This window comes from Aeromonas sp. QDB63, from assembly GCF_027707425.1.
GTDB lineage: Bacteria > Pseudomonadota > Gammaproteobacteria > Enterobacterales > Aeromonadaceae > Aeromonas > Aeromonas caviae.
This window is the reverse complement of record NZ_JAPCIS010000005.1, coordinates 83,042-103,993: the sequence shown is the minus strand read 5'-3', so window position 1 is coordinate 103,993 and position 20,952 is coordinate 83,042. Positions and strand designations below refer to the sequence as shown.

18 protein-coding genes and 3 pseudogenes are annotated in these 20,952 nt (G+C 62.7%); 8 read left to right on the top strand and 13 right to left on the bottom strand.

The window, feature by feature from the left end:
- Positions 1-6 precede the first annotated feature (6 nt).
- The 3 genes from PG879_RS05510 to trxC all read right to left on the bottom strand — a co-directional run bounded on the left by PG879_RS05510 (position 7) and on the right by trxC (position 2,758).
- On the bottom strand, positions 7-573 hold the full coding sequence (locus PG879_RS05510) for a cytochrome b/b6 domain-containing protein (protein ID WP_010674894.1): 567 nt from the start codon (positions 571-573) through the stop codon (positions 7-9).
- Positions 574-774: 201 nt separating this feature from the next.
- The gene (locus PG879_RS05505) at positions 775-2,163 is read right to left on the bottom strand and encodes an SLC13 family permease (RefSeq protein ID WP_202041152.1); all 1,389 of its coding nucleotides are present in this window, start codon (positions 2,161-2,163) and stop codon (positions 775-777) included.
- Positions 2,164-2,317: 154 nt separating this feature from the next.
- A complete protein-coding gene (gene trxC / locus PG879_RS05500) occupies positions 2,318-2,758 on the bottom strand; it encodes a thioredoxin TrxC (protein ID WP_010674892.1) in 441 nt (146 codons plus the stop codon).
- A 153-nt stretch (positions 2,759-2,911) separates the two neighbouring features.
- Here trxC and PG879_RS05495 point away from each other — a divergent pair, with 153 nt between their 5' ends.
- The 3 genes from PG879_RS05495 to PG879_RS05485 all read left to right on the top strand — a co-directional run bounded on the left by PG879_RS05495 (position 2,912) and on the right by PG879_RS05485 (position 9,447).
- Positions 2,912-5,710, top strand: coding sequence for a hybrid sensor histidine kinase/response regulator (locus PG879_RS05495; protein ID WP_049636010.1), 2,799 nt, complete (start codon positions 2,912-2,914; stop codon positions 5,708-5,710).
- A 139-nt stretch (positions 5,711-5,849) separates the two neighbouring features.
- Positions 5,850-7,586, top strand: a complete 1,737-nt coding sequence (locus tag PG879_RS05490) for an ABC transporter transmembrane domain-containing protein (protein ID WP_029314593.1) — start codon at positions 5,850-5,852, stop codon at positions 7,584-7,586.
- 109 nt (positions 7,587-7,695) lie between these two features.
- Positions 7,696-9,447, top strand: a complete 1,752-nt coding sequence (locus PG879_RS05485; RefSeq protein WP_049636011.1) for an ABC transporter transmembrane domain-containing protein — start codon at positions 7,696-7,698, stop codon at positions 9,445-9,447.
- Positions 9,448-9,502: 55 nt separating this feature from the next.
- On the opposite strand, the pseudogene PG879_RS05480 reads toward PG879_RS05485, so the two are convergent.
- A pseudogene (locus tag PG879_RS05480) lies at positions 9,503-10,218 on the bottom strand (hypothetical protein).
- A 109-nt stretch (positions 10,219-10,327) separates the two neighbouring features.
- Entirely contained in the window at positions 10,328-10,684 is a 357-nt protein-coding gene (locus PG879_RS05475; protein ID WP_010674886.1) for a hypothetical protein, read from the bottom strand.
- Between the two features lie 141 nt (positions 10,685-10,825).
- Here PG879_RS05475 and PG879_RS05470 point away from each other — a divergent pair.
- A protein-coding gene (locus PG879_RS05470) for an IS5 family transposase (protein ID WP_270829873.1) occupies positions 10,826-11,679 on the top strand; the annotation gives its coding sequence in 2 pieces (ribosomal slippage) (positions 10,826-11,168 and positions 11,168-11,679; 855 coding nt in all).
- A 364-nt stretch (positions 11,680-12,043) separates the two neighbouring features.
- Complete coding sequence (locus tag PG879_RS05465; RefSeq protein ID WP_010674883.1) at positions 12,044-12,517, top strand: DUF4442 domain-containing protein; 474 nt, start codon at positions 12,044-12,046, stop codon at positions 12,515-12,517.
- Between the two features lie 156 nt (positions 12,518-12,673).
- On the opposite strand, the gene ybcJ is transcribed toward PG879_RS05465, so the two are convergent.
- The 4 genes and pseudogenes from ybcJ to PG879_RS05445 form a co-directional block, all read right to left on the bottom strand.
- Positions 12,674-12,907, bottom strand: a complete 234-nt coding sequence (gene ybcJ, locus PG879_RS05460) for a ribosome-associated protein YbcJ (protein WP_010674882.1) — start codon at positions 12,905-12,907, stop codon at positions 12,674-12,676.
- A 165-nt stretch (positions 12,908-13,072) separates the two neighbouring features.
- Complete coding sequence (locus tag PG879_RS05455; protein WP_010674881.1) at positions 13,073-13,477, bottom strand: MaoC family dehydratase; 405 nt, start codon at positions 13,475-13,477, stop codon at positions 13,073-13,075.
- Positions 13,474-15,261 (bottom strand): annotated as a pseudogene (locus PG879_RS05450) (class I poly(R)-hydroxyalkanoic acid synthase). Before PG879_RS05450 ends, PG879_RS05455 begins: the two are co-directional and overlap by 4 nt.
- 95 nt (positions 15,262-15,356) lie before the next feature.
- Entirely contained in the window at positions 15,357-15,707 is a 351-nt protein-coding gene (locus PG879_RS05445) for a phasin family protein (RefSeq protein WP_029314588.1), read from the bottom strand.
- A gap of 294 nt (positions 15,708-16,001) precedes the next feature.
- Between PG879_RS05445 and PG879_RS05440 the strand changes: the two genes are divergently transcribed.
- The 3 genes from PG879_RS05440 to pdxY all read left to right on the top strand — a co-directional run bounded on the left by PG879_RS05440 (position 16,002) and on the right by pdxY (position 18,794).
- Entirely contained in the window at positions 16,002-16,565 is a 564-nt protein-coding gene (locus PG879_RS05440; protein ID WP_010674879.1) for a VC2662 family protein, read from the top strand.
- A gap of 77 nt (positions 16,566-16,642) precedes the next feature.
- The gene (locus PG879_RS05435) at positions 16,643-17,398 is read left to right on the top strand and encodes a DUF429 domain-containing protein (RefSeq protein ID WP_029314586.1); all 756 of its coding nucleotides are present in this window, start codon (positions 16,643-16,645) and stop codon (positions 17,396-17,398) included.
- A gap of 532 nt (positions 17,399-17,930) precedes the next feature.
- A complete protein-coding gene (gene pdxY, locus PG879_RS05430) occupies positions 17,931-18,794 on the top strand; it encodes a pyridoxal kinase PdxY (protein WP_010674877.1) in 864 nt (287 codons plus the stop codon).
- Positions 18,795-18,834: 40 nt separating this feature from the next.
- Here pdxY and PG879_RS05425 read toward each other — a convergent pair whose 3' ends face one another.
- The 4 genes and pseudogenes from PG879_RS05425 to PG879_RS05410 form a co-directional block, all read right to left on the bottom strand.
- Positions 18,835-19,143: an antibiotic biosynthesis monooxygenase family protein gene (locus PG879_RS05425; protein WP_010674876.1), complete on the bottom strand. Its 309-nt coding sequence runs from the start codon at positions 19,141-19,143 to the stop codon at positions 18,835-18,837.
- Positions 19,144-19,247: 104 nt separating this feature from the next.
- Complete coding sequence (locus PG879_RS05420) at positions 19,248-19,754, bottom strand: GNAT family N-acetyltransferase (RefSeq protein WP_010674875.1); 507 nt, start codon at positions 19,752-19,754, stop codon at positions 19,248-19,250.
- Between the two features lie 101 nt (positions 19,755-19,855).
- Entirely contained in the window at positions 19,856-20,248 is a 393-nt protein-coding gene (locus tag PG879_RS05415) for an NUDIX hydrolase (protein ID WP_010674874.1), read from the bottom strand.
- 16 nt (positions 20,249-20,264) lie between these two features.
- Positions 20,265-20,828, bottom strand: a pseudogene (locus tag PG879_RS05410) (class IV adenylate cyclase); the annotation flags it as partial.
- Positions 20,829-20,952: the final 124 nt, after the last annotated feature.

Genomic DNA, 20,952 nt, shown 5'->3' with positions numbered 1-20,952 from the left:
GGAGGCTCAGGGCCTGTCGACCACCCGGGTGTCCGCCGGCACCCGTTTCTTGCCGGTGATCATCGCCCTGACGAGATCACCCCGTACCAGACGATCCAGGGCGATGACGGCCAGTACATGGACGAAGATGGCCACCTGCAGCCCCTTGGCAAAGAACTCGTGGATCTCTTCCATGCGATGGGTGCCGGAGAGCGGCCCGTATTCGGTCATGATCCCGCTGGCGGCGGTGCCGACAAGGCAGGTCAACAGCAGCAGTATCATCAAGGACCCCAAAGGATTTTGACCGGCGTAGTAGGGGTGGCGCCCCTTGATCGTCTCCTTGAGATAGGTGATGACGCCGGTCGGTGTCGGCAGCCACTGGGCGAAGCGGGCATGATAGGAGCCGATGAATCCCCATACGATGCGCAGTGCCAGCAGTCCGGCCAGCGCATATCCCGCATAGCGGTGGTTGCGCGCCCCCTCTTCAAGGATGAAGAGATTCAGCACGCACAACAGCACAGTGGCCCAGTGAAATACCCTGACCACCGGATCCCATACCTTGATTTCACGGTTGTTCTGCATCGTCTTACCCATGAGGTGATCCCCTTGTCGTGATGTCCATGATCATCGCCATCGTCAGCCATGGCTGCGTGATGGCCGTTGTCAGCATCATGGAGGCGATTTCTTAAGTGCAAGTTAATGTCGCCGTGATGTCGCGGGTAGGGAGTGCGGTGGTTTCGGGGCGAGAAAAAGCCCCGGCGATGCGGGGCTTGGAGGGGCATTAGGGGGCGAACCTCAGTGGAGGATATCCCCCATGAAATAGGCCAGCATGGTCAGGATGACGGTGAACACCAGGTTCAGTACCAGGCCGGCCCGCATCATCTCCCGCTGCTGGATATGGCCGCTGGCGAAGACGATGGCGTTGGGAGGCGTTGCCACCGGCAGCATGAAGGCACAGGAGGCGCCGACGGCGATCAGCACGGAGACCACGATGGGGGAGACCCCCAGTGCCTCGGCCACCCCGGCGAACAGCGGCACCAGCAGCGCGGCAGTGGCGGTGTTGGAGACCAGCTCGGTCAGGAACACCACGAAGGCGGCCAGGCAGAGCAGGATCACGAAGATGGGCATGGAGGAGAGGCTGCTGGAGAGGTGCTCCGCCAGGAAGGCGTTGGCCCCGGTCTGCTTGAGGATGGCGCTCAAGGTGAGACCACCCCCGAACAGCAGCAGCACGCCCCAGTCGGTGTTCTGGTTGATGTCATCCCAGCTGGCGACGCGGCTGACGGCGATGGCCAGGATGGCGCCCATGGCGATCAGGGTATCGAACTGGGGAATGCCGCCCAGCGCCTTGGCAAGAGGCTGGGATCCAATCCACAGCAGCACCGTGGTCAGGAAGATGGCCAGGGTCACTTTGCGCTGACCTGTCCACTCGATGGTGACCTGCTCGGTGCTGACCTGGTGGGAGAGATTGGGACGGGTCACCCAGTAGAGCAGGCCGATGCCTACCGGCATGAAGATGATCACCACGGGGATGCCGAACTCCAGCCAGTCGGTGAAGCCCAAGCCCATCTGGGCGGCGGCGATGGCATTGGGGGGGCTGCCCACCAGTGTGCCGATGCCACCGATGCTGGCGCTATAGGCGACGCCAAGCAGCACGAAGACAAGGGTGCGGCGCTCCTTGTGAACGTCCAGCCCTTTCAGCATGCCGAGGGCCAGCGGCATCATCATGGCCGCGGTTGCGGTGTTGCTGATCCACATGGAGAGGGCGGCCGTGATGGTGAAGAGCACGATGGAAGCCCAGCCCAGGTGTCCCTTGGCGAGCTGCATCACCTTGCCGGCGATCTGGGTGTCGAGTCCCTGCTTGGAGAGGGCTGCAGCGAGGGCAAAGCCGCCAAAGAAGAGGAACAGGACGGGGTTGGCAAAGTCGGTCAGCGACTTGCTCATGTCGAACACCCCGAGCAGGGTGGCGAGCACCGGGATGGAGATGGCAGTGATGGTGATGTTCACCGCCTCGGTCAGCCAGAGGATGGCGATGAAGATTAGGATGGCCAGCCCCTTGTTGACCATGGGGTCAAACGGGAGCCATGCCAGCATGGCGCAGAGCAGGAGCAGATCCAGGATGACGATCCCGGACTTGATGTCCAGCCAGCGTGAGGGGGGAGTCGGAGGTACAGCCGATGTGTGCATAACGTTCTCTCGGTTAATTTATGGTTGTTGTTGTGATGCCGAGGTTACATATATCCCCCTGTTTGAAACAGGGGGATATGGTCAAATCATGTGGCGACTCACAGAGTCAAGTGAAGATGGATCTTCAATCAAACAGAAATGAAACATTTTATTTTCATTTGACAGGGGAGGTGAAGGAGAGCAGCCACTCCTTGAACAGGCTCTTGGGCAGGGAGCCGCTGCGCTGTGCCAGGATCTCCCCCCGCTGGAAGACCATCAGGGTAGGAATGCTGCGAATGCCATAGCGACCTGCGATGGCGGCCTCCTGCTCGGTATCGAGTTTCACGAAGCGAAGGCGGGGCTCAAGCTCCCGGGCGACCTCCTGAAAGACGGGGGCAAACTGCAGGCAGGGGCCACACCAGCTTGCCCAAAAGTCCACCACCACCGGGATGTCGGACTGGATCAGGGCATCGAAGCTGGCCTGACGCCCCGCCACCGGGGTTTGTTCGAAGAGGGCGTGACGGCAGCGGCCACACTTCGCGTTTGAGTCTGCTTTTTCGACAGGCAGGCGGTTGCGGGTAAAGCATTGGCTACAATAGGTGGTGACAAGTGACATAATTGCTTCCTTATTTCATGGCCCGGCAACATCTTTATTGCAATCAGAGCGCCGACTAACGGTAACATAGCACTCAGTGGTTTTTCACAGTTGGCCTCCGGCCGTGACCTGATGTCACCGGATGGCCGACCATGACATGAGAATCGAGACGGGATGAAGAGTGTTGCACGGGGCAATCGTGTTGTCTTTGGCCTTATCATCGTATCGCTGGTGGGCTTTTCTGCCTATTGCTGGCAGTTGCTCAGCCAGCAGCAGCGTGCCTTCGATTTGAGCGTGGCGGCTGAGATGGTGCTCAATCGGGTCAATACCGATACCGTCTATCTGCTGGGGCGCGAGAAGGCCAGCGATGGCAGCGTACAGCAACGTCTGAGCCTGCTTTCCAGTCACCTGGACAGGTTCGTCAGGCTGGTGCACGAGGATCCGGAGTCGGTGGACGACCCCGGCTCCCAGGCGTTGCAGCGGGACATCGACGGTTATCTGCTGGATCTCGCCAGGCTTTACACCATGGAGATGACCATCGAGTATCTGGCTCCCCGCTTCCAGGGCCAGCTCAAGGCGTTGCAAGGCACCCTGCCGGTCGGTGAGGCGCAGTACCGCGACCTTACCGAACTCATGCGCCTGCACCACTACCTCCGACGCAGCTGGGATCAGAACGAGCAGCGGCAACTGTTGCAACTCCAGCAGCACCTGCTTGACCGCTATGGCGAGCAGCCGAGGGTCACGGCCCTCGTCCGGCTGGGCCAGGAGTTCAATCAGCAGGTGATGGAGTACCATCGCCTGCGCAATCAGGTGGTGGAGATGAAGGGGCTGAGCTCACTGCCCGCCTGGAAGCAGAGCAAGCTGGAGCGGGCCTCCTCCCTCAAGAGCCGCTTCTACCTGATGGTGCTGGGGGGGGCGCTGCTCTGCTTCTCGCTGGTGGCCGCGACCCTGTGGCGTCGCAACCAGAAGCTGAGCGAGCTCTCTCGCCATGCCGCGCTGCTGGCCCAGGCCAAGAGCGACTTCCTGGCCAACATGAGCCACGAGATCCGCACCCCCATGAATGCCATCATCGGCTTCAGCGCCCTGGCACTGCAAACCAGTCTGGATCCCCAGCAGCGGGACTATCTCAACAAGATCAGATCCTCGTCGGACACCTTGCTGCTGCTCATCAACGACATTCTGGATCTCACCAAGGTGGAGTCCGGCAAGTTGACCTTGGAGGAGATCGACTTCGATCTCAGCGAGCAGCTCGACTCCCTCGCCGCCATGTTCGCGGATCTGGCGGAGCGCAAGCACATCGAGGTCATCATCAACAAGTCTCCCGCCGTGCCCGACTTTCTGCGCGGGGATCCGCTGCGCCTCGGTCAGGTACTGGTCAACCTGGTGAACAATGCCATCAAGTTCACCGAGCGGGGCGAGGTGGAGGTGGCCATCACCCTCACCAGCCAGCATCCCATGCGGGTCTGTTTCAGCGTGCGGGATACCGGCATCGGCATCGCCCCGGAGAAGCAGGCCCAGCTGTTCCAGCCCTTTACCCAGCTGGAGGCGGGCAATACCCGCAAATATGGCGGCTCCGGGCTTGGCCTCAACATCTCCCAGCGCCTGGTGGGGCTGATGGGCGGGGAGATCACCGTGCAGAGCAAACCCGGGGTGGGCTCCACCTTCCTGTTCGAGATCCCCATCTCCCAAGCGGTGTACGGGGTCTCGGGGCGCCGGGTCTTCTTCGATCACCAGCCCCTGATCCTGATGATGGATGACAATGAGCTGGTGCTGGAACTGGCCAAGGACATCCTGGGGCGGGCGGGGGCGTCCGTCATCACGGTCAACAGCCTCTCCCGCGCCCGTCAGGTGCTGCGTGAAGAGGGGCATCACATCCGCCTCGCCATCCTCGACTGGCGCATGGGTCAGGAGGATGGCCTGGACTTGGCCCTCGAGATGTACCAGCACAGCCAGTGGCGGCGCCTGCCTGTCCTGATGACCAGCGCCTGGTCCAGGGAGGGGCTGCACGGGCGGATGGAAAGCATGGGACTGACCCACTTCCTGGCCAAGCCCATGACCGAAAACGCCTTGCTGGCCAAGGTGGACGAACTGCTCAACGGCAGCTCCCATGACAGCAAGGTCCGCCAGGCGGAGGCACAGGGGGATCAGCAGCAGTTCCGGGAGCTGCTGCGTGGTACCCGGGTGCTGCTGGCCGAGGACAACCGGGTCAACCAGCAGCTCATTCTGGAGTACCTGCGCCGGGTGGAGGCCAAGGTCACCGTGGTGGACAACGGCCGCGAGGCGGTGGAGCAGGTGGCGGAGCAGCCGTTCGACGTCATCCTGATGGATCTGCAGATGCCGGTGCTGGACGGGCTGGATGCCACCCGCCAGATCCGCAAGATGGTGGACAAGCATGATGTGCCCATCATCGCCCTCACCGCCAGCGCCATGCCGGGGGACAGGGAGCGCTGCCTTGGCGTCGGCATGAACGGCTATGTCACCAAGCCGGTGAGCAAGCTCGATCTCTACAACAACCTGCTGCAATGGGTGAAGAGCAGCGGCGGGGAGCCCAAGGTGCCCATCGAGGTCAAGCCGCCGGCCCTCATGGGCGTGCTGGATCTGGAGGATGCCCTGCGCCGGCTGGAGCATGACAGGGAGGCGCTGCAGATCCTCTTCAAGCTGTTCCTCTCCGAGCACAAGGACGATCTGTGGGACATCCGCACCGCCCTGCGTCGCCAGCAGCCCGAAGTGGCGTGCCGCTTGCTGCATACCCTGAAGGGGGTCTCGGCCAACATCTCCGCTTCCCGCCTGCAACTGCTGGCCGGGGAACTGGAGTGGCGGCTGCGGCTGCAGGAGGAGCTGAGCGAGGGGGAGCTCAACCAGTTGCAGCAGGTCTTTACCCAGACCCGGGAGGAGGTCTCCCACTTCCTGCTCACCGGGGAGCAGCAGGAGTCGGTCGCTTTCCCGTTTTCGCCCCCCGACAAGCGGCTCTGAGGGAGGGCAAGATAGCAATCGTTCTCAAGTCACCCGCTTCAGGCTATGATGACCCACTCGTTCGCCCCCGCCAGGGGGCGATTGTATTGAGCTTCTCTTCATGATCACGCGGCAGCGCGCCGCGACCAAGGACTTCTCTGTGAGCGTATTTTTGCGGCTTGGCTGGTTTTTCAAGGATCAGTGGCGGCGTTATCTGGTGGCCATCTCCCTGCTGATGCTGGTGGCCCTGTTTACCGTGATCCCCCCCAAGGTGGTGGGCTGGGTGGTGGATGGCATCGCCAAGGGTGACCTGGACAGCGGCACCCTGACCGGCTATCTGGCGGGGCTTTTTGGCCTGGGACTGCTTATCTACCTGCTGCGCTACGTGTGGCGGGTCATGCTGTTCGGTGCCTCCTACCGGCTCGCCTACGTGCTGCGCAACCGGCTGTTCAGCCACTTCACCCGCATGAGCCCGGATTTCTACCAGCGCCACCGCACCGGTGATCTGATGGCCCACGCCACCAACGACATCCAGGCGGTGGAGATGACCGCAGGGGAAGGGGTACTGACCCTGGTGGACTCCTTCATCGTCGGCATCCTGGTGCTCTCCATCATGTGCAGCCAGTACTCCTGGCAGCTGACCCTGCTCTCCCTGCTGCCCCTGCCGGTGATGGCCTTCTTCATGAACCGCTTCGGGACCCAGATCTACAAGGAGTTCAAGGCGGCTCAGGGGGCCTTCTCCCGCCTCAACAACAAGACCCAGGAGGCCCTCTCCGGGGTGCGGGTGCTCAAATCCTACGCGGTCGAATCCCTAGAGGACGAGGGCTTTGCCGAGCTGACCCGTCAGGCGGGGGAGCGCAACATGGCGGTGGCCCGCATCGACGCCAAGTTCGACCCCGTGATTTACCTGTGCATCGGCTGCTCCTATTTTCTGGCTGTCGCAGGGGGCAGCGCCCTGGTGCTGCAAGACAAGCTGACTCTGGGGGAGCTCACCAGCTTCACCATGTACCTCGGCCAGCTCATCTGGCCCATGTTCGCCATCGCCTGGCTGTTCAACATCATCGAGCGGGGCAGCGCCGCCTACTCGCGCATCGAAAGCCTGCTGGGGGAGCACAGCGACATCGAGGAGCCGGCCCATCCCATGGCGCTGGCCTCGGCCTTTCCCCTGCGGGTGCTGGGGCTGGGCTACCGGCTGGAGCAGCGCACCCTGTTGCAGGGGGTGGATGTCACCCTGCAGGCTGGCGCCATGCTGGGGATAGTGGGACGCACCGGGGCAGGCAAGAGCTCCCTGCTCAAGCTGCTGATGCGCCTGGCCAACCCCACGGCCGGGGAGATCCGCATGGGGGAGGTGCCCATCTCGCAACTGTCGCTGGGTGAGCTGCGCAGCCAGTTTGCCTATGTGCCCCAGGAGCCGTTTCTGTTCTCCACCACCATCGCGGCCAACATCGCCCTGGGCCGCCCCGAGGCGAGCCGGGAGGAGATTGAACGGGTGGCGCGCATCGCCTGCGTTCACGACGACATCAGTCGCTTCCCCAAAGGGTATGAAACCGAGGTGGGAGAGAAGGGGGTGACCCTCTCCGGCGGTCAGAAGCAGCGTCTGGCCATCGCCCGCGCCCTGCTGCTGGATGCCCCTATCCTGGTGCTGGATGACGCCCTCTCGGCGGTGGATGCCCACACCGAGCAGCAGATCCTGCTGGCCCTCAAGGTCCACAAGCGCACCCTGGTGCTGGTGAGCCACCGCATGACGGCGGTGGAGCAGGCGGACGAGATCCTGGTGCTGGAACAGGGCGCGATCAGCGAGCGGGGCCGTCACGAGACCCTGATGGCCAGGAACGGCTGGTACGCGGACATGGTCCGCTACCAGCGCCTGGAGCAGGACGTGGAGGAGAGCCTGTGAACAGGATGACAAGGCCCCTGGTTTCCTTCACCCCCCGCCCGGCTCCCGCGAGCGGAGAGGGGAGCAAAGAGAGTCAATTCCCGTGGAACGTTGCGCTGGAGGCAAGTCTGTGAATCCAACCATCAAACGGCTGCTCGCCTACTGCGCCAGCTACCCCCGCTGGCTGGTGCAGGCGGGCATCTGCCTGCTGCTCGCCACCGGCGCCGAGGTGGCGGGTCCCTTGCTCATCAAGCTCTTCATCGATGACTACCTGGCGCCGCGCCGGCTGGAGTGGGGCATCATCGCCGCCCTTGCCGCCGGTTATCTGGGGTTGCAGGTGTTGTCGGCGGCCGGCTTCTACCTGCAATCCCTGCGCTTCAACCGCATCGCCCAGGCGGTGGTGCAGCGTCTGCGCGAGCAGGTGTTCGCCACCGCCATCCGCCTGCCTGCCCGCTATTTCGACAAGCACCGCTCGGGCTCCCTCATCTCCCGCATCACCAACGACACCGAGGCGATCATGAACCTCTATGTCCAGGTGATAGGGCTCCTGGTGCAAAAAGTGGTGCTCCTGTGCGGCATCCTGCTCTCCATGGCGCTGCTGGACTTTCACCTGATGCTGGTGTGCGCCACCCTGCTGCCGGCGGTGGGGGCCGTGATGTGGCTCTACCAGAAACTGAGCGTGCCCGTGGTGCGGGCGACCCGATCCTTGCTCTCCGACATCAACAGCCGTCTCAACGAGTCGTTGCAGGGGATGCCGGTGATCCAGGCCATGGTGCAGGAGCGCCACTTCGCCATTGCTTTTGCGGGGGTGAACCAGCAGCACTGGCAGGCGCGGATCAAGAGCCTCAAGATCAACGGCATCCTGCTGCGCCCCCTCATCGATCTCTTCTACATGATGGTGCTCATCGGTCTGCTGGCCCTGTTTGCCCACGAGGGGCTGAGCACGGCGGGGGCCATTCAGGTGGGGGTGCTTTACGCCTTCATCAGCTATCTGGGGCGGATGATCGAGCCCCTCATCGAGATGACCAACCAGCTCAACCAGTTGCAGCAGGCCATGGTGGCGGGGGAGCGGGTATTCGCCCTGCTCGATGAAACCCGCGAGAGCACCGACGGGGAGGTGCGCCCCCTGGAGGGACGGGTACGCTTCGACGGGGTGGGCTTCTCCTACGACGGGGAGCAGCAGGTGCTGCAAGATGTGAGCTTTGCCACCCGGCCGGGCCAGATGCTGGCGCTGGTGGGCCACACCGGCAGCGGCAAGTCCACCATCATCAGCCTGCTGATGGGTTTCTACCCCCTGGATCGGGGGAGCATCCACTTCGATGATCACCCCATGAACGGCCTGGCTCTCTCGGCGGTGCGCCGCAGCATCGGCCTGGTGCAGCAGGATCCTTTCATCTTCGTCGGCACCCTGGCCGAGAACCTGCGCCTTGGGCGTGACGGCATCGAGGATGGGCGGCTCTGGCAGGCCCTGGAGGAGGTGCAGCTGGCCGATTTCGTGCGCCGCCTGCCCGATGGCCTGGCCACCCTGATGGAGGAGGGGGGCAAGAACCTCTCCGCTGGCCAGCGCCAGCTGCTCTCCTTTGCTCGCGCCCTGGTGGGGGATCCGCGCATCCTCATCCTGGACGAGGCGACCGCGAGCGTGGACTCCCAGACCGAGCTCGCCCTCTCCCAGGCGCTCTCGGCGGCACGCCGTGGCCGCACCACCATCGCCATCGCCCACCGTCTCTCCACCATTGTGGATGCCGATGAAATCCTGCTGCTCTCCCGCGGGTGGGTGAGCGAGCGCGGCACCCACGGCGAGCTGATGGCGCTGGGGGGGCATTATGCCCAGCTGTTCGAGATGCAGAGCCAGGGGGCCTGGCTTGAAGAGAAACGGGCCTGAGGCCCACCTAAAAAAACAGCCGGCATCTGCCGGCTGTTTTTTTTGACAGGCAGGGTTACACCGTGACCTTGCTGCGGCTGACCAGCTTGGGCTCCAGGGGCGGGAAGTCATCGTTGAAGAAGGTATCCGCTTCTTCAATTTGTGCCTTGCGCTGCTTCTGGATGAAGTTGTCGAAGTCGCGCTTGATCTCGGGGTCCTTGAGGGCCTCGTAGTCGAACACGTTGGCGGCATAGAGGTAGTTGAAGTAGATGTCGACGAACTCGGCGCTGGCACAGGCGGAGGTGAACTTGCTGTTCTGGCGGTCGAAGTTGACGCGGTACTGCTTGATCTTCGGCACATAGACCAGCTCGTTGCCCACCTTGAACACTTCCACTGTGACCCCCACCGTGATGGTCTTGTGAAGTCCTTGTTGTTCTCCACCCCGAAGCGGATGGCATCCCCCTGCTTTTGCAGGAACTTGTTGAAGCTGGCCAGCGCCGTGGTGCCCTGGCTCACCACCACGTCCATGATGAAGTTGATGAAGTCGGTGGCGATGCTGAGCCCCTTGATGTGGCGGCTGTAGCTCTGCTGATCGATCTTGCTCGGCCCCATCAGGGGGATCTTGGAGAGGGCCCTGGCCCAGAGATCCGCGTCCGTCTTGTACTGCTCGCCATAGGCTTCGGCGTAACGGTTGATGTAGGCGGTGACCACGGAGGTGATGGCGATGAGGTAGGCCTTCTGTTCCGCCAGCTTGGCCATGACTGCGGGATCGTCCAGCAGCTCGTTGGCCACGATGAACTCCACCAGGCCGTCCTTGTCGGCATAGGGATCACTGCCCACCGCCCGGACGGTGTCGGGCAGATTGACGTCGTTGAAGAAGGCCTCGGCCTCGGCGAACTGATCATGGTTGCTCAGGCGGTTGGCCGGTGCCTCGCGCACCAGCTGGCAGAGCACCAGCTACGGCCTCGTAGTCCGACTCGCGCCACAGGGGGGCCTGCAACTGGTTGCCGAAGGTCTTCTTGTAGGCGAGGTTGAAGTCAAACAGCACCGAACTGCAGCCGCAATCCATGGCGAAGTCGACGGTGTAGCTCAGCGGCCCGGTGGGCAGGGGCTTGCTCATCTTCCCCTTGGCGCTGAGGTTGGCATAGCACTTGAGGTACTCCCGGCCAAACAGCTCGTAGGCACGGTTGTTGTTGAAGTTGAGCTGGAAAGTACCGGCGCTCTCGCCCCCGTTGAACAACTGTTGCACGTGACTCATCTCTCTATCCTTATGGTGAGATTGGTAGACGGGTTGACCCGGTGCCGAGTGGCTACTTCCTGGCCAGCAACAGCCTAGGCTGTGTTCTTAAAGTGATGAAGATATAATCTCACATCTTCTCAACAGCTTAAGATCCATTCCGTGTCCCGCCGTTATCAGCTGACTGATGCACAATGGGGGCTTATCGAGCCCCAGTTTCCTTCTCGAAGCCTGATCGGGCGCCCTACCCATGAACCGCGCCAAGTGCTCGATGGCATTCTCTGGATACTCCACACCGGAGCTCCTTGGCGAGACCTTCCAGAACGTTTCGGACCATGGAATTCGGTCTACAACACCTTCCGGCGTTGGCAGGATGCAGGCCGGATTGATGCCATTCTGGAAGCGCTGCAACTCAAGCTCAATGAAGAAGGGCTCATCGATTTCGACCTGTGGTGCCTGGACGGCTCCAATGTCAGAGCATCCAAAGATGCTGCCGGAGCGCGTAAAAAAACACTCCGGTGAATCAAGCACTTGGTCGCTCTCGTGGTGGTTTTGGCAGCAAAATTCACTTGGTCACTGATGGTAATGGTTTACCGCTGGAGTTCTGCCTTTCGCCGGAGCAATCAGCGGAAATCAGATATGCGACAAGTGCGTTGGCCATGGCAAGGATCCCGACTTCATCAGGCCGTTATCGCACGCGACCAACGCATCTTGCCGCAGATAAGGCCTATAGCAGCAGGGCTTTGCGGGCCGAACTCCGGCGCAGAGGGATAAAAGCAGTCATCCCGCAGCGCAGCGACCAGCAGCGGCACCATAAGGGACGACCTCTGGTATTAGACAAAGCTCGTTATCGCAGGCGAAATGTGGTCGAGCGGTGCTTCGGATGGCTGAAGAAGTTTCGCCGATTCTCAACGAGATATGAAAAGCTGGCGGGAAGTTTTGCTGCTTTTATCAAGCTGGCTTTCTGCCTTCGTTACTTACGAGAGCTATTGGTGGACAGAAAACCAGCATTTTGAGAACACAGCCTAGCGAGGGAGAGGGGGTTTGGTTACTGCGAATAATCCCAGTGGCGGGGGCGGGATCCTGGGCTAGCCCCCAGACGGGGAGTATTTCTCGTTGTGTTTCATTCGGATATGGCCGTCATGGTCCCGTCATCCGGGGCGGGACCTTGAAAAAAATCGGAAAAAGGGAAAAGAGAGGGGCGACCCGGGGTCAGGAAAGGCCGGTTTTATCATTTGCCAGGCAAATAGAACCTGGCCATTGCATGAATTTTGCAAATACCCTTTGGGGGGCCGCTCACAGGGATGGCACGGGAGGCTTGTCTATCGGGAAGCAGACTGGCAACATTTGTATCACATTTACTCATCGGATCAGTTTGCAATGGACCTGCAACGCCTCAAAGCCAACCTCGCCCTGCGTCTGTTCGCCTGGCGCTACATTCCCGTCATTGGTTTCTGTGCCCCCGTCATCGAGCAGATGGACGCCAGGGCGCTGCGCATCCGCATTCCGCTGGGCTGGCGCACCCGCAACCACCTGGGCAGCATGTATTTCGGGGCGCTCGCCACCGGTGCCGACCTGGTGGGGGGGCTCCTGGTCATGGAGAAGGGGCGGGCGCGGCGCAAGAAGGTGCATTTTGCCTTCAAGGATGTGCAAGGGGAGTTTTTGAAGCGCCCGGAGGGGGACGTGCAGTTTGATTGCGCGGCGGGGGAGCTTATCGACGCCATGATCGACGAGTCCCTGGCGAGCGGTCAGCGCATCAACCGCCCCATCCAGGTGGTGGCCACCTGCCCGTCGCGCAACGGCGACGAGGCCATGGCCCGCTTTGTGCTGACCCTCTCCATCAAGGCAAGCTGAAGGCCAGAGGGCGCTTGGCGCCCTTGTTCAAGCCGGTATCAAAGGATCTCGGGACTGCTCCCTTCCTTCACCACGGCCTTCATGCTTCATGCCGTTGAAGTTGACCGCCCGCTCGGCCACTGTGCTGGGTAGCGCTTGCGTGGCAGGGCGTCAGGATCAGAGGATCTCGGGGCTGACGCCTTCTTTCACGACTACCTTCATGCCGTTGAAGTTGACCACCTGCTCGGCGACTATCTTGCAGCGTTTGCGGGTCTCGACCTGACCGTCCACTTCCACCAGGCCCTCGGCGACCAGCGCCTTGGCGGCACCGCCACAATCGGCCCAACCCTGATGCTTGATCAGGTCACACAAGGCAACGAAGGGGTGACCTTCGAGCAGAAACGTCTCCATGGGAAATCCTCTAGCTGGATGAATGGCTGAAACAGCGGGGGCTCATTCTAGGCAGTTAGGCGGGGCAGGGAAAGGGCCCGGGCCGAATTGCCCCGAAAAAGGGGCGAGCACAGGCAATAAAACCAGCCCGACCGGGCTGGTTGTGTCTCTGGGGGCCACTGGCGCTCAAGGGAGTTTCACCACCGCTTCCCCCGTCACGGCGAGGGCGCCGCCCTGGGTGAAGATGCGGGTGGCCAGGGTGGCGATGGGCTTGTCGCTTCGAAGGGCAATCACCTCCACCTCCGCCGTCACCTCGTCCCCCACGAACACCGGGAGCGTGAAGGAGAGGCTCTGGCCCAGATAGATGCTCCCTTTCCCGGGCAGTTGCTGCCCGAGGAGCCCGGAGAAGAGGCTCGCCAGCAGCATTCCGTGGACGATGGGGCGCTCGAACACCGTCGTGGCGGCAAAGTCCGGGTCCAGGTGCAGGGGATTGAAATCCTCCGAGAGGCCGGCGAAGGCCGCCACCTCGGCCGGGCCGAAGCGCTTGGTCAGGCGAGCCTTCTGGCCCACGGCAAGGGGTTGTGTACTCATGCGGGTTCCTCTTCTTGCATCCTGACGCCGGCAAACACCGGATTGAGCCGTACCTTGACGTAGCTGCCGGGGGCCGCCTCCAGCCCCTCGACAGGCTGCCGGGCGGGGACGGGTTCTGCTTCGTCACGGTCTTTGATAAAGCGCATCATCTCGGGCCACCAGGAGCCGCTCTGGTGGGTCGCCCCCGCCAGCCACTGCGCCGGGCTGTCCGCCTCGACCTCGCTCTGCCAGAAGCCGTATTTGTTGGCATCCGGTGGATTGATGATGCCGGCGATGTGCCCGGATTCGGCCAGAATGAAGCGCCGTTCGCCCCCGAACAGCGCCATGCCCTGCCAGGTTCCCTGCCAGAGGGCGATGTGATCGTCCACGGCGGACACCAGCAGCACCGGGGTCTTCACCTTGGCGAGAGCGATGCGGGTGTGGCGGATCTTGAGCTCCCCCTTCACCAGCTGGTTTTCCAGGTAGAGTCGGCGCAGCAGGCTGTTGTGGATCTTGCCCGCCACGTTGGTGCTGTCGCTGTTCCAGTGCAGCAGATCGGATGCCACCGGGCTCTGGCCCTTGAGGTAGCTGTCGATGTAGTAGTTCCACTAGAGGCTGTTCTCCCGCAGCAGACTGAAGGAGACCGCCAGCTGGCGCCCGTCCATGATGCCCCTGGCCTCGTTCTGCGCCTCCAGCGCCGCGATGATGGGCTCGTGGATGAAGATGCCAAGCTCCCCGGGCTGGGAGAAGTCCAGCAGGGTGGTGAACAGGGTGGCGCTACGCACCCGCTGCTTCTGGCGCCGCGCCGCCAGCCAGCCCATGGCGAGTGACAACGCAGTGCCACCGATGCAGTAGCCGATGCCGTGCACCTCCCGCTCGCCGGTGGCTGCCTCCACGGCGTCCAGGGCGGCGATGACCCCGTCCACCACGTAGTCGTCGAGATCGACCTGCCCCTGTGCCACCCCCGGGTTGCGCCAGGAGATCATGAAGACCGTCTGCCCCTGGGCGACCAGCCAGGCCACCAGGGAGTTCTGGGGGCGCATGTCCATGATGTAGTACTTGTTGATGAAGGGGGGCACGACCAGCACCGGGGTCTTGCCCACCGTCGCTGTGGTCGGGCTGTACTGGATGAGCTCAAAGAGCTCGGTGCGCAGCACTACCCGGCCCGGGGTGGTCGCCAGATCCCGGCCGAGCTCGAAGGCGGACTCGTCGGTCAGGCGGATGTTGAGGTGATCGGCGCTGCGCTCCAGATCTTCGGCCAGGAGCGCAAGGCCGCGCACCAGATTCTGGCCGTCGGACTCCAGGGTGAGCTTGAGCAGCTCCGGGTTGGTGGCCAGGAAGTTGCTGGGAGCCATGGCGTTGACGTACTGGCGGGTGAAAAAGCGCAGTCGCTCCCGGCTCTTCTCGGGCACGCCCTCCAGGGCATCCACCGCCGCCAGCAGGTGTCTTGCGGTCAGCAGATAGGATTGCTTGAGGTAGTCATAGAGGGGTTGCTCGCTCCAGGCGTCGGCCTTGAAGCGGCGATCGCTGCGATCCGGGGTGATCACCGGCTCGCTCGGCTGGCCTGCACTCTTGAGCAGGGTGTGCTGCATCAGCTTGAGCTGATCCTGCCACCAGTTCATCTGGGACTGGATCAGCTGCCAGGGCTGCTGGCTGCCCTGCTCCAGCACCTGGCCCAGATCGTCCAGACTGGTCTGCAGCAGGGCCTGGGCGGTGCGCTCGGTCTGGGCTCTGGCCATGGCCAGCAGCTTGTCGTTGTAGTGGGCCAGGGCCTCGAACAGCGGGCCGTAAGATGATTGGCTCATGTGTTCTCCTTCACCCACGCCCGGGGCGGGCACTTGCCCGTTCTGTCGAGTCGTGGGGAGATGTGGCTGCCCGCAAGACGGGCAGCCAGGGGTTATCAGGCCTTGCCCGTGCTCTTCTTGATGCCATCTGCGGTCAGGGCATCCAGTTCTTCCTTGAACTGCTGGCCGAGGGTGCTGAGCTTCTGGATGTCATCCAGCATCTGGCGGGAGAGCTGGCTGGCGCTCTCCAGCTGCACGGTGCCGAGGGCCGCCAGGCTCTGGGCATCCTGCACCTTGCCGACGGCCTGCAACTGGTTGAGCCCCAGTTCGGCGTAGGCATTGGCGGACACCAGTTGCAACCGGGTCAGCTGTTCGATGTTGCTGGCCAGCAGCTGGTTGTAGCGGGTGAGGGGAGCGGCAAAGCCTTGCATCTGCTCGGTAAAGCTCTTGATCACGTCCATATTCATCATGGGTCTCCGGTTCGGCAGAACACTGTTTTTGCGGGTCAATCGACCCTTCTTGCGGGTACAGCACGTCATCCCTGTGTTACGTGTTGTTTGCTCTGTTCAAACACACGTTTGAGCATTCTGCAACCAATCCACCTTTGGTATAAATGTTAGTTTCTGTTTGAATTTTCCAATCCGCCGAGAGAGCCATCCCCGGGTTCAGACGAGAGGTGACGCAGGGCAGGGGGCGGGGTCTCGTTCCCCGGGGCCTGCGCTGGTACCCTTGAGCCACACCCTCTTCACAAGGAATCCCCGATGAAACCGTTCGCCCTGCTGCTCGGCTGTGGTGCCCTGACCCTCGCCGGTGTCGCCCAGGCCAGCACGCCGGTCCAGATCTCCCTGCCCGGTGTCAACCTGCCCTCGTCCAATCAGGTGGAAGGGGCAAGGGCTTCCTTCCTCTACGGCCGCACCGGCCAGGTGAAGGGGATCGATCTGCCGGTGTTCGCCCTCTCCGACGTGGATCAGTTCACCGGCCTGCAGCTTGGTGTGTTCTTTGGCGCGAGCCGGGTGCGCCATCAGTTTGGCGGGGTCGCCATCAACGCCGTCAACTGGCACGAAGGGCAGGATACCGGCCTCAATCTGGGCTTCGTCAACCTGACCAACAATGTGAAGGGGCTCAACTGGGGGGCGGTCAACATCGCCCAGGGCAATGCCCTGGCCAACGTCGGCTTCGTCAACTATGCCGAACGCACCACGTTCCAGCTGGGATTCGTCAATGCCACCAAGCACCTGGACGGCTTGCAGATTGGCCTGGCCAACTACGCCGAGAACGGCATCTTCCCCATTCTGCCCCTGATCAACTTCAAGAAATCCTTCTAGGGACCAACTTGCCCTTGCTTTAGGAGGGGCAGCCATTACCCTGTGCTCCATCAAGGCTGCACAGAGGTAACAGGGGCATGACAACGGAACACATGGACGCCATCGGCATCGGCTGGGACGTGAGGGGCTGGCAGGGCAATGCCCAGGCGGTGGCGGTGGTGGGTTGGCAGGCCCGGGAGTCGCGTCTGCACTGGCTCGGGATCTCCCCCCTGTTTCGCCTGAGCTCCCGGGTCGCGCCGGATCTGGATGCCCTGCTGCGCCCGGCCCTGCAAGACGAGGTGGCGCTGATGCAGGTGCTGGCCTGCCCGCGCCTTGCTCTCGGCATCGATGCGCCCCTGGCCTTTCCCCGCGCCCTCGCCGATCTGCTGGCGGGGTGGGGGAGCGGCTTTCCCGTGCCCCAGCGGGAGATTGACAACCCTTACGCCTACCGGGATTGCGAGCGCTGGCTCTATCAGCACTATGGCAAGAAGCCCCTCTCCGCCACCTTCGACAGGCTCGGCAACAACGCCACCCTGGCCCTCTCCATGCTGCCGCGCCTCGGGGATCTGCAACTGGTGCCAAAACGGGCGAGGGCTGCCGGGCGCGCGGTGCTGGAGGTCTATCCCGCCCTGGCCAAAATGGGGGGCAAAGCCTCTGCTGTGCGGCCCGAGCTGCAACCCCACCTGCCAGCAATCCTCATCCCTGGAACGGATCCCTATGATGCCGCGCTCTGCGCCCTGATGGCCCTGCAATATGCGGCCGAAGGGGCCGTCACCTCGCTGCCTGCTCTGGTGGACCTGCCGGAGGAGATGGCACCGGACGAAGGCTGGGTCTACCACTTCGCCCGGGATTGAGACGCCCAAGCACCGCGCTCCCTCTGACGACTGCTGGCGACTCGCTGCAGTCACGGCACTGGTGACGTGACTTGCTGTCGCCACTGCGTATGGCTTGCCGTTGCCACGGTGTCAGGCAAGGGGAGGCCGCCTTTGTCCTGTGATCTTCCGACGTCTCCTTGACCCTTGCCCTTGTTGCCTTACTTTGCGACTGCCGACTGCCGACTGCCGACTGCCGACTGCCGACTGCCGACTGCCGACTGCCGACTGGCGCCTTTTCATCGGACCTCATCCTTGATCCCGACTGTTCATGGCTGGTTTAAAAATCACCTTGTATGCCATCAGACAAGAGACGTACAAGTACATTTATCACCCCGCAGCAGCGGGGAGATGGCTCCAGGGTTGTACAGAAACAGGGTAGCGGGGGTCAAATATGCGGCAGGTTAAGCCTGCAGAAGCATAAATAGGGAGTCAGGGCGTTAATTGCTGGAAGAGCCGTCTCTTCATCCGATATATTGCCTCTTTTCCTCAGGCTTCTTGTCCGGTGGTGTCGATGAAACGCATTCTCTCTATCCAGTCCCACGTGGTGTTTGGCTGTGCCGGCAACAGCGCCGCCGTGTTCCCCATGCGCCGTCTCGGCATGGAGGTGTGGCCCATCAATACGGTGCAGTTCTCCAACCACACCCAGTACGAGGCGGGTTGGCAGGGAATGGCAATGCCGGCGGGCCACATTGCCGCCTTGTGCCAGGGGCTTTGCAATATCGAGGTGCTGGCGCGCTGCGATGCGGTGCTAAGTGGCTATCTGGGCTCGGCGGAGCAGGGGGACGAGATCCTGGCGGTGGTGGCGGCGGTGAAACGAGCCAATCCGGCGGCCCTCTATTTCTGCGATCCCGTGATGGGGCATCCGGAGAAGGGGTGCATCGTCGCCCCGGGCGTCACCCGCTTTCTCACCGAGCAGGCCCTGCCGGTGGCGGACATCATGGCCCCCAATCTGCTGGAGCTGGAGACCCTGTGCGATGTCCATCTGACAACCCTGGCCCAGACCCGGGTCGCCGCACGCCAGTTGCTGGAGAAGGGGGTGAAGATGGTGCTGGTCAAGCACCTGGGTCGCGCCGCCAGCGTCCCCGGCCGCTTCGAGATGCTGCTTGCCACCCCCGAGGGAGACTATCTGATCGCCCGTCCCCTTTACGATTTCGCGCGCCAACCGGTGGGCGTGGGGGATCTCATCAGCGCCCTGATGTTGGCCAACCTGCAGGCGGGATATGATGGGGTGAGCGCCTTCGAGCGCACCAACGCCGCGGTGGATGCGGTGCTGAGACAGACCTGGGAGGCGAATGCCTACGAGCTGCAGCTCATCGCGGCCCAGAGCGCCTTTGCCGAGCCGCAGATTGCCCACAGGGCCGAGCGCCTGGCCTGACGCCATTGATCAGCCCGTGACGGGACGAGCTGATCAAGGTTCAGCTTGCGGCACTGATCGGTGTTGCATCCTGAAAATGTTCGACCCTGGGGAAGGGGTCGTAGAAGTGGTGCAGCAGGGCCTTCCACTCCTGGTACCGGGGGGAGCCCCTGAACCCCCGGGTGTGATCTTCCAGCCGCGCCCACTGCACCAGCAGCAGGTAGTGATGGGGATCGTCCAGGGCACGCTGCAACTGGTGGCCCAGGTAGCCGGGCATGGCGCTGATGATGTGCTGGGCTCGGGCGAAGGCCTGCTCGAAGTCAGTGGCCTTGCCGGGAATGATCTGCAGATGGGCGACTTCCAATATCATGATGGCTCCTTGCCGATGAGTCTGATTGAACCAAAAACCTATGTACGCCGAGCCTTGGAGGGGGCAAGACCGGCACGCTGTCCGGTCTTGCCAGGCCGTCTGCCTCAGAGCTGCTTGTAGAAGAACTGGGTGGCGGCGAGGGTGCCGTCCCCATTGCGGGCGAAGTCCGGGATCTGGCCGGCCTCCTGATAGCCGAGCTGGCGATAGAGGCTGGAGGCCACGTCGCCGACCCGGGTATCCAGCACCAGCAAGGTACGCCTGGCGTCCCGGGCCCCTTGCTCCATGGCGTTCATCAGGGCGCGGCCCACCCCCTTGCCACGGGCCTGGCTGTGGACCATCAGCTTTTCCACTTCGGCCCTGTGGCCCCCGTTGGCCTTTGTGCACAGGGAGAGCTGCAGGGCGCCCACCAGATGGTGCTGATCAAACGCCACCCAGAGCTTGCGCACTCCATCCGCCAGCTCCCCCTCGATGCCTTGCCAGTACGCCAGCCCCTGCTCTTCCTGCAGGGGAGGCAGAAAGCCCACCGAGGCACCGCTGGCCACGCAATCTTGCAGCAGGGCGATCAGCGCCGGTTTGATGCCTCTGGTGCTCTCGACCTCAAGGATCTCCATTGAATGTCCTCATCTTCTCTCTTGGCCCACGTGGGGGATTAACGTCTCGGGCGCGGACTCTCCTGCCGGTGCTATTATCATCCGGTCAGGTGCGCCGTCTCTTAATGGATCAGTCCCTGCGCTGCCAGCCACTGGAACAGCAGGCGGGAGACGGGGGAGACTTCGGCCAGGTGGCGGCTGTCCAGCCAGCGCAGCTCGGCGATCTCCGCCGAGGCGACGGGCGTGCCGTCGGCGTCCCCCGTGTAGCAACGCAGATTGACATTCACCCCTTGCGGCTTGCCGTCCGCCTGGGCGCTGAACTCGCAGGCGAACGCCAGGGTGTCGGGTTTCAGGATGACCGCGAGCTCTTCCTCGATTTCACGAACGAGGGCCGCCTCGTCGCTCTCGCCCGGCTCGCGCTTGCCCCCCGGAATGTAGTAGATGTCCTTGCCGTGGGAGCGGGCGCACAGCAGTTGTCCCTCCTTGAAGGTCAGCCAGGCGAGTTTGTCGATCATGGGCAGATTCCTCTTGTTGCCGCTTGTCAAAGGGGGGGGCTCGCTGCTCGCACAGGGTGCGATAGGAGCGGGTTTCCCGCATCTCGGGCGCCAGTCCCAGCCGGCTAGCCAGCGCCAGCAACTGCGCGCGGTAGGCGGGCAGGGCGGTCTCGTCGTCAGTCATGATGGCGAGCTCGGCAAAATCACCGACGCCTGCCAGGTGATCCACCGTGACGTGGAAGGCCCCCAGAAAATAGATGCTGCGCCGCTTGTCGATGGTCAGCACCGGCTGGTAGCCCAGGGTGCGCACCATGCTGGCCGCCTTGTCCGCATCGGTGATGTTGACCGCCTCGCAGCGATCGGGTCCGGGTCCTTTGACTATCCAGAGCCGGATGCCGCTGGGGGCCATGGTGCGGATGATCAGGCTCTTCTCTGCCCGGGCCAGGGCGCCATCTGCCGTGTCGAAGTAGCAGTCCTGCTCATGATTGTCCGCCACCATCACCTCGGGGCTGAGGGCCGTGAGGGTATGCACAAAGGCGGCGCTGTCCGTCAGGCGGTATTTGAACTCCACCTCGAAGCGCCCCTGAAAGTGGGTGGCCATGGCCTTGCGACGGCTCCCGAACGGCAAATGAATAGGGCAGCCTAGCAAAAGTGCCGGGCTCTCCCAAGCATCGGGATCACAGCTTCGCATCGACTGCCGACTTTATGACCAGATGGTGAGGGGA

What these genes read in the sequence shown, in the direction of transcription:
- pdxY (WP_010674877.1), top strand. Translation starts at nt 17,931, where the DNA reads ATGAAACGCATTCTCTCTATCCAGTCCCACGTGGTGTTTGGCTGTGCC.
- PG879_RS05415 (WP_010674874.1), bottom strand. Translation starts at nt 20,248, where the DNA reads ATGATCGACAAACTCGCCTGGCTGACCTTCAAGGAGGGACAACTGCTG.
- PG879_RS05440 (WP_010674879.1), top strand. Translation starts at nt 16,002, where the DNA reads ATGAAACCGTTCGCCCTGCTGCTCGGCTGTGGTGCCCTGACCCTCGCC.
- PG879_RS05455 (WP_010674881.1), bottom strand. Translation starts at nt 13,477, where the DNA reads ATGAGTACACAACCCCTTGCCGTGGGCCAGAAGGCTCGCCTGACCAAG.
- PG879_RS05420 (WP_010674875.1), bottom strand. Translation starts at nt 19,754, where the DNA reads ATGGAGATCCTTGAGGTCGAGAGCACCAGAGGCATCAAACCGGCGCTG.
- trxC (WP_010674892.1), bottom strand. Translation starts at nt 2,758, where the DNA reads ATGTCACTTGTCACCACCTATTGTAGCCAATGCTTTACCCGCAACCGC.
- PG879_RS05505 (WP_202041152.1), bottom strand. Translation starts at nt 2,163, where the DNA reads ATGCACACATCGGCTGTACCTCCGACTCCCCCCTCACGCTGGCTGGAC.
- PG879_RS05465 (WP_010674883.1), top strand. Translation starts at nt 12,044, where the DNA reads ATGGACCTGCAACGCCTCAAAGCCAACCTCGCCCTGCGTCTGTTCGCC.
- PG879_RS05435 (WP_029314586.1), top strand. Translation starts at nt 16,643, where the DNA reads ATGACAACGGAACACATGGACGCCATCGGCATCGGCTGGGACGTGAGG.
- ybcJ (WP_010674882.1), bottom strand. Translation starts at nt 12,907, where the DNA reads ATGGAGACGTTTCTGCTCGAAGGTCACCCCTTCGTTGCCTTGTGTGAC.
- PG879_RS05475 (WP_010674886.1), bottom strand. Translation starts at nt 10,684, where the DNA reads ATGAGTCACGTGCAACAGTTGTTCAACGGGGGCGAGAGCGCCGGTACT.
- PG879_RS05445 (WP_029314588.1), bottom strand. Translation starts at nt 15,707, where the DNA reads ATGAATATGGACGTGATCAAGAGCTTTACCGAGCAGATGCAAGGCTTT.
- PG879_RS05510 (WP_010674894.1), bottom strand. Translation starts at nt 573, where the DNA reads ATGGGTAAGACGATGCAGAACAACCGTGAAATCAAGGTATGGGATCCG.
- PG879_RS05495 (WP_049636010.1), top strand. Translation starts at nt 2,912, where the DNA reads ATGAAGAGTGTTGCACGGGGCAATCGTGTTGTCTTTGGCCTTATCATC.
- PG879_RS05425 (WP_010674876.1), bottom strand. Translation starts at nt 19,143, where the DNA reads ATGATATTGGAAGTCGCCCATCTGCAGATCATTCCCGGCAAGGCCACT.